The 8485-nt window shown below is 70.0% G+C and carries 9 protein-coding genes; 6 read left to right on the top strand and 3 right to left on the bottom strand.

What is annotated here, in order from left to right:
- Positions 1-182 (bottom strand): succinate dehydrogenase assembly factor 2 (locus PKD06_RS17395; protein ID WP_324382335.1); only part of this gene is annotated, 182 nt, incomplete at its 3' end.
- A gap of 32 nt (positions 183-214) precedes the next feature.
- Here PKD06_RS17395 and recG point away from each other — a divergent pair.
- The 4 genes from recG (at position 215) to PKD06_RS17375 (ending at position 5330) form a co-directional block, all read left to right on the top strand.
- On the top strand, positions 215-2332 hold the full coding sequence (gene recG, locus PKD06_RS17390) for an ATP-dependent DNA helicase RecG (protein WP_324382333.1): 2118 nt from the start codon (positions 215-217) through the stop codon (positions 2330-2332).
- A 159-nt stretch (positions 2333-2491) separates the two neighbouring features.
- A complete protein-coding gene (fba, locus tag PKD06_RS17385) occupies positions 2492-3580 on the top strand; it encodes a class II fructose-bisphosphate aldolase (RefSeq protein WP_324382331.1) in 1089 nt (362 codons plus the stop codon).
- A 125-nt stretch (positions 3581-3705) separates the two neighbouring features.
- Complete coding sequence (locus PKD06_RS17380; protein ID WP_324382329.1) at positions 3706-4356, top strand: thiamine phosphate synthase; 651 nt, start codon at positions 3706-3708, stop codon at positions 4354-4356.
- A complete protein-coding gene (locus PKD06_RS17375) occupies positions 4353-5330 on the top strand; it encodes a tetratricopeptide repeat protein (protein ID WP_324382327.1) in 978 nt (325 codons plus the stop codon). The genes PKD06_RS17380 and PKD06_RS17375 overlap by 4 nt, the downstream gene beginning before the upstream one ends.
- Positions 5331-5396: 66 nt before the next feature.
- On the opposite strand, the gene PKD06_RS17370 is transcribed toward PKD06_RS17375, so the two are convergent.
- Both PKD06_RS17370 and PKD06_RS17365 read right to left on the bottom strand, forming a co-directional pair.
- On the bottom strand, positions 5397-5975 hold the full coding sequence (locus PKD06_RS17370; protein ID WP_324382325.1) for a hypothetical protein: 579 nt from the start codon (positions 5973-5975) through the stop codon (positions 5397-5399).
- A complete protein-coding gene (locus PKD06_RS17365) occupies positions 5962-6507 on the bottom strand; it encodes an invasion associated locus B family protein (protein WP_324382323.1) in 546 nt (181 codons plus the stop codon). The genes PKD06_RS17370 and PKD06_RS17365 overlap by 14 nt, the downstream gene beginning before the upstream one ends.
- Positions 6508-6741: 234 nt before the next feature.
- Here PKD06_RS17365 and coxB point away from each other — a divergent pair, with 234 nt between their 5' ends.
- Together coxB and PKD06_RS17355 are read left to right on the top strand one after the other, a co-directional pair.
- On the top strand, positions 6742-7623 hold the full coding sequence (gene coxB, locus PKD06_RS17360; protein ID WP_324382321.1) for a cytochrome c oxidase subunit II: 882 nt from the start codon (positions 6742-6744) through the stop codon (positions 7621-7623).
- 30 nt (positions 7624-7653) lie between these two features.
- A partial coding sequence (locus PKD06_RS17355) for a cbb3-type cytochrome c oxidase subunit I (RefSeq protein ID WP_324382319.1) occupies positions 7654-8485 on the top strand: 832 nt, incomplete at its 3' end.

The following is an 8485-nucleotide window of genomic DNA, read 5'->3' as shown; positions in this document are numbered from 1 at the left end:
TCGGCCTCGCTGAGAGTGGCCATCTCGCGATCGGCGAAGCGGCCCATCACGATATCCATCTCGCGCATGCCGCGGTGCCAGGCCCGGAAGAGCGCGCGCTTGCGGCGCGGGTCGAGATCGGCGACGGAGGAGGGATCGTGTCGGGCGGCCATGGCCGCTATATAGCGCCATGCCTGGGCCATGCCGCAACCGCCGGACAATCTGAACGGCTCCGATGGCGCTCCGCCCCGCCCTCCTCGACCCGGTCTTCGCGCCGCTCTCCACCCTGACGGGTGTCGGCCCGAAAGTGGCCGCCGCGTTCGACCGCCTGCTCGGCGAGCCGGGGCGGCCCGCGCGGATCGTCGACCTCCTGCTCCACCTGCCCCATGCGAGCGTCACGCGGGCGCTGAAAGGCTCGATCGCCGAGGCGCCCGTCGGCGAGCCCGTGACGCTGGCCGTCCAGGTGACCGCCCATCGCCCCTCCCCTCCGGGCCGGGGGCGGGCGCCCTACCGGGTGCTGGTCGAGGACGAGACGGGCGACGTGACGCTGGTCTTCTTCGGCCTCCCGCCCGCGCGCGTCACCGCGATGCTGCCGATCGGCGCGCGCCGCTTCGTCTCCGGCACGATCGAGCTTTACGACGGGCGCCGGCAGATGGTGCATCCGGCCCGCATCCTGGACGAGCGCCAGGCCGAATCGACCTCGGAGAGCGAGGCGGTCTACGGCCTCACCGAGGGGCTTTCCTCGCGCCTCGTCGCGAAGCACGCCGCCTCGGCGCTCGGCCGGCTTCCCCCGCTGCCGGAATGGCAGGACCCCGCCTGGCTCGCCAAGGCGGGCTCGCCTTCCTTCGCCGAATCGCTCGCCTCCGCTCACGGCTCCCCGCCGGACAGCACGGGCGAGGAGCGTCCGCCCGATCCGGCGCGCCGCCGCCTCGCCTATGACGAATTGCTCGCCTCGCAGCTTGCGCTCGCCCTGGTGCGGGCACGGACCCGCACGCGGCAGGGCCGCCCCAATGCCGGGGACGGAAGGCTGGTCGCCGGGATCGTCGCCGCCCTGCCCTTTGCGCCGACCGGGGCGCAGGAGCGGGCGCTCGCGGAGATCCGGCGCGACCTGAAGGCGGACGGGCGCATGCTGCGGCTGCTCCAGGGCGATGTCGGCTCCGGCAAGACGCTCGTCGCCCTCCTCGCCATGGCGAGCGCCGTCGAGGCCGGCCGGCAGGCGGCACTGGTCGCCCCGACCGAGATCCTCGCCCGCCAGCATGCCGAGCGGATCGCGGCCATGGCCGCGCCGGCCGAGCTGCGCATCCGCACCCTCACGGGACGCGACAAGCCCCGCGAGCGGCGCGAAACCCTCGCGGCCCTCGCGGAAGGCCGTCTCGACATCATTGTCGGCACCCATGCCATCCTCCAGGGGGAAGTCGTCTTCCGCGATCTCGGCCTCGCCGTCATCGACGAGCAGCACCGCTTCGGCGTGCATCAGCGCCTCGCCCTCGGCCGGAAGGGCGAGGCGGTGGACATGCTGGTGATGACGGCGACGCCCATCCCGCGCACGCTCGCCCTCTCCGCCTTCGGCGACATGGACATCTCGATCCTCGACGAGAAGCCGCCGGGACGCCGGCCGATCGACACGCGCCTCGTCTCGGCCGAGCGCCTCGACGAGGTCGCGGAGGGCGTGTCCCGCGCCATCGCGCGGGGCGATCTCGTCTATTGGGTCTGCCCGCTGGTGCAGGAATCGGAGGCGGTGGACCTTGCGGCCGCGGAGGACCGGGCGCGCGACCTCGCGGGGCTGCTCGGCGAGAACGTGGTCGGCCTCGTCCACGGCCGCATGGCCGCGCGGGAGAAGGACGCGGTGATGGAGCGCTTCCAGAGCGGCGAGATCAAGGTCCTCGTCTCGACCACCGTGATCGAGGTCGGCGTCGACGTCTCGGCGGCGAGCGTCATGGTGATCGAGCATGCCGAGCGCTTCGGCCTCGCCCAGTTGCATCAGTTGCGGGGGCGCGTCGGGCGGGGCGAGCGGCCCTCCGTCTGCCTTCTCCTCTACAAGGGGCCCCTCGGCGACACGGCGCGCGCGCGGCTCGAAACGCTGCGGCGCACCGAGAACGGCTTCGAGATCGCCGAGGAGGATCTGCGCCTGCGCGGCGAGGGCGAATTGCTCGGCACGCGGCAGGCCGGCATGGCGAATTTCCGCATCGCGAGCCTCGAGAGGGACGTCGACCTCCTCGCCGCCGCGCGCGACGATGCGCGGCTGATCGTCGAGCGCGATCCCGACCTCACGAGCGAGAGGGGCCGGGCGCTCCGGCTGCTGCTCTATCTCTTCGAGCGCGACGAGGGCGTCCGAATGCTGCGGGCGGGATAGGACGTTCCATCCGCGACGAACGGGGTGGCCCCGCCGGCTCCGTTGCGGAAACGTTCAGGCGGCAACCGCCAGGGGGAAGATCGTCGGGGTTCCGTTCTCCCGCCCTGACGGGATAAGAGCGTCCCCGGACCACACGCGCCAGAGCCCAGAGAGGAAACGATGGCCCGCATCACGCTTCGGCAGCTTCTCGATCATGCCGCCGAGAACGATTACGGCGTCCCCGCCTTCAACATCAACAATATGGAGCAGGCCCTCGCCATCATGGAGGCCGCCGACGCGGTCGATGCGCCGGTGATCATCCAGGCCTCCCGCGGCGCGCGCCAATATGCCAACGACATCATGCTCAAGCACATGATGGATGCGGTGACCGAGATCTATCCGCATATCCCCGTCTGCGTGCATCTCGACCACGGCAACGAGCCCGCGACCTGCATGACCGCCATCCAGGCCGGCTTCACCTCGGTGATGATGGACGGCTCGCTCAAGGCCGACGGCAAGACGCCCGGCGACTGGGACTACAATGTCGGCGTGACGAGGAAGGTGACCGAGATGGCGCATCTCGGCGGCATCTCGGTCGAGGGCGAGCTGGGCGTGCTCGGCTCCCTCGAGACCGGGGAGGGCGAGAAGGAGGACGGCCACGGCGCCGAGGGCAAGCTCAGCCACGACCAGCTCCTGACCGATCCCGACGAGGCGGTGAAGTTCGTGGCCGAGACCAAGGTCGACGCGCTCGCCATCGCCATGGGCACGAGCCACGGCGCCTACAAGTTCTCGCGCAAGCCCGACGGGGCCGTGCTCGCCATGCACGTGATCGAGGAAATCCACAGGAAGCTGCCGAACACGCATCTCGTCATGCACGGCTCCTCCTCCGTGCCGAAGGAGCTTCAGGACATCATCAACCAGCATGGCGGGCAGATGAAGCCGACCTGGGGCGTGCCGGTCGAGGAGATCCAGCGCGGCATCAAGAACGGCGTGCGCAAGATCAACATCGACACCGACAATCGCATGGCCATGACCGGCCAGATCCGCAAGGTCTTCAAGGACAGCCCCTCGGAATTCGATCCGCGCAAATATCTGGGGCCGGCCATGAAGGCGATGACCGCCCTCTGCAAGCAGCGCCTCCAGGAATTCAACACCGCCGGCCAGGCCGGCAAGATCAAGCGCATCCTGACGCTCGCCGAGATGGCGGCGCGCTACAAGAAGGGCGAGCTGGATCCGAAGATCGACGCGGCGCGGGCGGCGGCGGAATAAGGCCCCGGCGGAGCGCCCCTCCAACCAAATGCCGCGACAGCGCGCCGCCTCCGGGCGGCGCGTCCGCGTTTCGCCGCAATCGGCCAGCAATCGGACCGCCCCCGGTCCGCCACCGCCAGATGTCCATGCCACGCCCGAGCCTCTACCTGATCTCGCCGCCGGTCGGCGATCCCGAGGAGTTCCGGGCGGCTCTCGCCGAGGCCTGCGGAACGGGGCTCGTCGCGGCTCTCCTGCTGCGCCTCGTCCCGCGCGACGAGCGCGCCCTCGTGAAGGCGATCAAGGCCCTGGCGCCGGTCGCGCAGGATCACGGCACCGCCGTCATCGTGGCGGACCCAGGCCCGGACATCGATCTCGCGAGGCTCGTCCTGCGCGGCGGGGCCGATGGCGGCCATGCCGGCGACCTCGCCCGCCTCCCCTCGCTCCGCGAGCACCTGAAGGACGGCCTCAGCCTCGGCGCAGGCGGGCTGCGCACCCGGCACGACGCCATGGTCGCGGGAGAGGCGGAGGTCGATTACGTGCTCTTCGGCGAGGAGAATCCCGACGGCTCCCTGCCGCCGCTCGCCCTCGCCGCCGAGCAGGCGGCATGGTGGGCCGAGATCTTCCAGACGCCCTGCGCCGTCTTCGCCCCGACCTGGGAGGCGGTGCCACGCCTCGCCGCGACCGGCGCCGAATTCATCGCGCTCGGCGACATGGTCTGGAGCCATGCCGAAGGCCCCGCATCCGCCCTCGCGCGGATCGAGCGCCTCGCGGGCGCTCCCCGCAAGGGTGCGGCATGAGGAAGCTTCCGGGCGCCCGGCCCGCCTTCGCCCTCCTGTTCCTCGCCGGCGCCGCATGGCCGGCGCTGGCCGCGCCCAAGAAGCACGCACCCGAGAAACCCGCGTCCAAGCCTGCCGCCGCGCCCGCGAAGCCGGCGCCCAAGCCCGATCTCGCCTATGGCGCCTATCAGCGCGGCCTCTACGTCACCGCGTTTCGCGAGGCCGATGCGCGGCTGCGGGCCGATCCATCCGATGCCGCCGCCATGACGCTGATCGGAGAATTGTACAGCCAGGGCCTCGGCGTGAAGCAGGATCCGGCCGATGCGGCGGCCTGGTATCGCCTCGCGGCAGCGCGCGGCTCCGCCCATGCCATGGCGGCCCTCGGCATGATGTCCATCGAGGGCCGGGGCATGCCGCGGGACGCGCGTGCCGCGCGGGAATGGCTGGAGAAGGCGGCGGCGAAGAAGGAGCCGCTGGCCTCCTACAACCTCGCCCTCGTCCTGCTCGACCGGGGCTCGGACGAGGACATCGCCCGGGCCGGCAAGCTCCTGGCTGTCGCGGCGGAGGCGGAGATTGCCGATGCCCAGCACTCGCTCGGCGTCATGTATGCGCGCGGCCTCGGCGGCCTCGCGCAGGACAAGGCGGCGGCCGCCCGCCTCTATATGCGCGCGGCCTATAACGGCTCCATGGCCGGCGAGGTGGAATATGCCATCGCCCTCTTCAACGGCGAGGGCGTGCCGAAGGACGAAAGGCTTGCCGTAAGGCATTTCCTCCACGCGGCGGCGCGCGGCAACGCCATCGCCCAGAACCGCACCGCGCGCCTCTATGTCCTCGGCCGGGGCGTCGGCCGGAACCTGGTCGAGGCCCTCGCCTGGCACCTGATGGCGAAGAAGCAGGGCCTTGCCGATCCCTGGCTGGACGAGCAGCTCAAGGACGTCTCCGCCGCCGACCGCGCCACCGCCGCGAGGAGGGCCGAGGACCGCGCGAATCTCTGAGCGGCGTCCGGCCGCTTTCGCTCGGCGCGGCCATGAACAACCCGGAAGGAGCGAATCGGCTCGCCGTCAGCCGTGCCGCGCCGGGCCTCCGCCCCCGAGCCCCACCTGGATGTCGAAGGCACCGCTCTTCGCGGGCACGACCATGCCGCCTTCGATCACCGTGAACGATCCCTGGGCCGCGCCGCCTCCGATCGCGACCGCGGCGCGCCGCGTGCGATTCACGATGACCCTGTCGCCCTGCGTGATCTGGAAGACGACCGGCACGTCGAACCGCCCGCCCCCGCCGCCCGGACCCAGCAGCGCGAGCCCCTCGATGCCGACCTTGACCACGACCGAGCCGTCGGGCCGCTCGACGCATTCGCGCGCGATCTGCGAGATGGAGACCTGCGCGGAACCGTGCCTGACGGCCGAGCGTCCGCTGATCACCAGCACCTGGGGGCAATAGGCGGCCTCGACATCCCCCGCGGCGCGCTGGATCGGCGGCTCGGTGGTGCTGCCGTATTTGATCAGGTTGGCGAGGGTCGAGCCGCCGGAGCTTGCGGCCCCGCCCCCTTCCGTCATGCCGCATCCACCCGCGAGGAGCGCGAGGGCGAGGGCGGCGCCGGCCGCGGCGCGGCGCGGAAAGATCGGGTCAGGGCAGCGCATCGAAGCCGGGTCCGAATCCGTCGAGGGAGACCGGGATGCCGATTCCTTCCTCGGAGGTCTGGAAGACGATGAAGGTGGCCTGCTTGCCGTTCTTCATCTGGTTGATCAGCGTGTCCTCCATCGTCACCTCGGCCACGCAGCCGGTGGCGAGGCACCGCACGAACCCGGCCCGGCCCACGTCGACCGAATCGATCTTCAGGCCGAGCCCGGAGGGAAGCAGCACGCCGAGCGGCGCGACGACGCGAAGGAGGCGGCTTTTCGCGTCGGCCGTCTTGAGGACGATCACGAGCAGCGTGACGTGGGGCCGATCCTCGGCCGCGACGTTCTGTACCAGGAAACATTGCTCGGAGGCGGCTCCGGCCGGCGTCTCGCAGCGGAGCTGCCAGTCGCCATAGGTGTTCTTCACCACTCCCTGGGCGCTCGCCGCCCCCGCCGCCCCGAGCCCTGCGAGCGCCGCGATTCCGACCGTGGCCGCCAGCCGGCGAAGGCGCTCCGCAGGACGAGCCCTCCGAGGGCCCCTCCAAATGCACATCGACCGCATATCGTCTCCCGTCCGGCGCGCCGGATGGCTGTGGGGCGGACCCACCATGCGACATCCGGGCTGTCAAGGCGCGCCGTCCCCACGGGGCCGCGCCGCCCAACCTCAACAGAGGATCGCGGCGCGATTGCGTCCGGTCCGTCATTGTGGTCTTAGGACATTCTAACCTGGGACACCGCAGCCGGGAGCCCGCCTGCACGCGGGGCGGCTGCCGAGAGGACGTTGGTCGTGGAACTGTCTACCAAGGCGATGCCGGTCGGCCTGCTTGGCAAGGGAGCGATCTTTCTGGGCCTGGGCCTTCTGGGAACCGGGGCAGCCCATGCGGCCGGCACCGGAGCCCCGGTGCCCTGGCAGATGGCCATGCAGAATCCGGTGACGCCGATCGCGCGCGAACTGCATTCGTTCCACACGCTGCTGCTGGTGCTCGTCACCGTCATTACGCTCTTCGTGGCGGGCCTGCTCGTCTATTGCATCTTCAGGTTCAGCGAGAAGGCCAATCCGGTCCCCTCCAAGACGACCCACAACACGGCGATCGAGATCGCCTGGACGATCGTCCCGGTCCTGATCCTGGTGATGATCGCGATTCCCTCCTTCCGCCTCCTGCGGAACCAGCTCATCGTGCCCCCCGCCGACATCACCATCAAGGCGACCGGCCATGCCTGGTACTGGGAATACGAGTATCCGGGCGACAAGGAGGGCAAGGGCGGGTTCAAGTTCGATTCCAACCTCGTCGAGGAAGCGGATCTCAAGCCCGGCCAGCTTCGCCTCCTGACGACGGACAACGACGTCTACGTGCCCGTCAACAAGGTGGTGCGCGTGCAGGTCACGGCGGCCGACGTGATCCACGCCTTCGCCATGCCCTCCTTCGGCATCAAGATCGACGCGACGCCGGGCCGGATGAACGAGACCTGGTTCAAGGCCGAGCGCGAGGGCGTCTATCATGGCCAGTGCTCGGAGCTGTGCGGCCAGCGCCACGCCTACATGCCGATCACGATTCATGTCGTGAGCGAGGCGGATTACGCCAAGTGGCTCGGCGAGGCGCAGAAGAAATTCGCCTCCACCGACACGCCCGCCGGCGCGACGCATCTCGCCGACGCCGCCGCGAAGTAACATCGATTCGAGAGGACCGAAGGGTCTCCCATGGCACACGCAGCCGACCATACCGATCACGGCCACGCCGCGCACGACGACCACGCCCATCACACGCCGACGGGCTGGCGCCGGTGGATGTATTCCACCAACCACAAGGATATCGGCACGCTCTACCTGCTCTTCGCGTTCTGCGCCGGGCTTGTGGGCGCGGCTCTCTCGATCGGCATGCGGCTCGAATTGCAGGAGCCGGGCCTGCAATTCTTCTCCAATCCTCAGGCCTTCAACGTCTTCGTGACGGGCCACGGCCTGATCATGGTGTTCTTCGTGGTCATGCCCGCGCTGATCGGCGGCTTCGGCAACTGGTTCGTGCCGCTGATGATCGGCGCGCCGGACATGGCCTTCCCGCGCATGAACAACATCTCGTACTGGCTGACCGTGGCCGGCTTCGGGCTTCTCGTCACTTCCCTCTTCTTCGAGGGCGCGGCGGGCGTGGACGGCTTCGGCGGCGGCTGGACGGTCTATCCGCCGCTCTCGGTCTCGGGCCATCCGGGCCCCGCGCTCGATTTCGCCATCCTCGCTCTGCACCTCGCGGGCGCCTCCTCGATCCTCGGCGCGATCAACTTCATCACCACGATCCTCAACATGCGCGCGCCCGGCATGACGATGCACAAGATGCCGCTCTTCGCCTGGTCGATCCTGGTGACGGCGTTCCTCCTGCTGCTGTCGCTTCCGGTTCTGGCCGGCGCCATCACCATGCTGCTGACGGACCGCAATTTCGGCACGACCTTCTTCGATCCGGCCGGCGGCGGCGACCCGGTGCTCTATCAGCACCTCTTCTGGTTCTTCGGCCATCCCGAAGTCTACATCATGATCCTGCCGG

This window comes from Enterovirga sp. (genome assembly GCF_035325185.1).
In the GTDB taxonomy this organism is placed as follows: Bacteria; Pseudomonadota; Alphaproteobacteria; order Rhizobiales; family Beijerinckiaceae; genus Enterovirga.
Note: the sequence above shows the minus strand (reverse complement) of the source record. Positions and strands in the feature narration are given on the sequence as shown.